Annotated in this window: 1 protein-coding gene and 1 pseudogene; one reads left to right on the top strand and one right to left on the bottom strand. The window is 74.3% G+C overall.

What is annotated here, in order from left to right; translation table 11 throughout:
* Nucleotides 1-1,418, bottom strand: a 1,418-nt coding sequence (locus HUW36_RS32025; protein WP_174531480.1) for a DEDD exonuclease domain-containing protein, incomplete at its 3' end; no start/stop codon positions are given.
* Between the two features lie 127 nt (nucleotides 1,419-1,545).
* Here HUW36_RS32025 and HUW36_RS32020 point away from each other — a divergent pair.
* A pseudogene (locus HUW36_RS32020) lies at nucleotides 1,546-1,854 on the top strand (NYN domain-containing protein); the annotation flags it as partial.

The following is a 1,854-nucleotide window of genomic DNA, read 5'->3' as shown; positions in this document are numbered from 1 at the left end:
GCCAGCTCGGCGATGCCGGTCAGCGCGGCCAACCGTTGCATCCGGACGGCCGCGCGCAGCACCGCGACCAGCCGGCCCCGCGCCACCGCGGCCTCCTCGTAGCGCTGCGCGGCGGACAGCAGCTCGATCCGGGCGAGCAGGGCGTCGACCACCACGCCGGGGTCGTCACGGGTGGCGGTGCGGAACGGGGTGGCGGCGCGGTGCTCGTACTCCTCGGGGGTGATCTTGTGCTCGCAGGGCGCCGGGCAGCGACCCAGCTCGGCCAGCGCGCACGCCGGCATGGTGGTGCGCCGGGAGAGCCGGTGCGTGCACTGACGCAGCGGGACCGCGTCGTGGAAGCCGGCGGCGGCCAGCTCGGCCGCCTGCCGGGACCGGAACGGACCGAGGTAGGCCGAGTCGGTGGGCGCGAGGTCGCGCACGATCGACAACCGGGGGTACGCCTCGTCGGTGAGCTTCAGCCACACCTGGCGCTCGGGATACTTCGACCGGCGGTTGTACGGCGGCGCGTGCGCGGCGATCAGTCGCAGCTCGCGCACCTCCGCCTCCAGCGAGTGGGCGCACTCGACCGCCTCCACCCGCTCGGCGGCGGCGAGCATCTCGGAGATCCGGGCCCGCTTCTCGGCGGCGGTGAAGTAGCTGCGCACCCGGGTGGCGATGTCACCGGAGGTGCCGACGTAGAGCGGCCGGTCGTCGGCGGCGCGGAAGATGTAGACCCCCGGCACCTTCGGCAGCCCCTCGGCCAGGTGCCGCTTGCGCCGCTGGGTGGGGGTGACCGCCCGGGCGAACTCGATCGCTTCGCCGACGGTGTCCACCCGGTGCCCGCCGAGGCGGCCGATCAGCCCGTGCAGCACGTCGACGGTGGCCTTGGCGTCGTCGAGCGCCCGGTGGGTGGGTTGGGTGGCGGTGCGGAAGTAGGCCGCGAGGGTGCCCAGCTTGCGGTTGGGCACCTCGTCGCGGGTGAGCACCCGGCGGGCCAGCGCGGCGGTGTCCAGCACCCGGGGGTTGGGCCACGGGTAGCCGTGCTTCGCGCAGGCGGCCTTGAGGAAGCCGACGTCGTAGGGGGCGTTGTGGGCGACCAGCACGGCGTCGGTGATGAACTCCAGGAAGCTCGGCAGCACCTGCTCGATCGGCGGCGCGGGCAGCAGCATCGCCTGGGTGATGCCGGTCAGCACGGTGATGAACGGTGGGATCGGCACACCCGGGTTGACCAGGGTCGCGAGCACGCCCAGCTCCTCGCCGCCACGGACCTTCACCGCGCCGATCTCGGTGATCCCGCCGCCGTCCGGCGCGCCGCCGGTGGTCTCCAGGTCGACCACCACGAAGGTGGTCGCGTAGAGCGGCAGCGCGGGGTCGACCCCGCTGCCCGCCGCCCGGTCCAGCCCGGCCAACGCCTCCTGGACGTACTCCGCTCGCGTCACCCGCCGGACGGTAACGGCACGGTCCGACACTCCGGTCACTCCGGCCCCTTCCGTTACCACGGGGGTACGATGAGAGATCGGCTCACTCACCGGGCGGTGGGCCCGTTCGGGGTGGGAGACTTGCCACATGCCCCTCACCGAGCCGTACGACGACCGCACCTCCCCGGAGGAGCCGGTGGTCGGTGCGCCCGGAACCGGTGAGGAATCCACCACCACGGTCGAGCCCGAGCCCACCCTTCCCGAGCCGGTCCGCCAGCGGATCGTCACGCTGACCGCCGCGGTGCTGCCCGGCCTGCCCGCCGACGAGGTGCCGGTGCCGCTGCGCCGGGTCGCCAAGTTCGCCCCGAACCGCCGCGCCCGGCTCGGCGCACCGGTGATCGCCGCCCAGCTCACCGCCGACCCGTTGTTCCGGCAGCGGGTCACCGCCCGGGTGCTG

It is taken from the genome of Micromonospora maritima (genome assembly GCF_902825405.1).
Taxonomy (GTDB): Bacteria; Actinomycetota; Actinomycetes; order Mycobacteriales; family Micromonosporaceae; genus Micromonospora; species Micromonospora maritima.
Note: the sequence above shows the minus strand (reverse complement) of the source record. Positions and strands in the feature narration are given on the sequence as shown.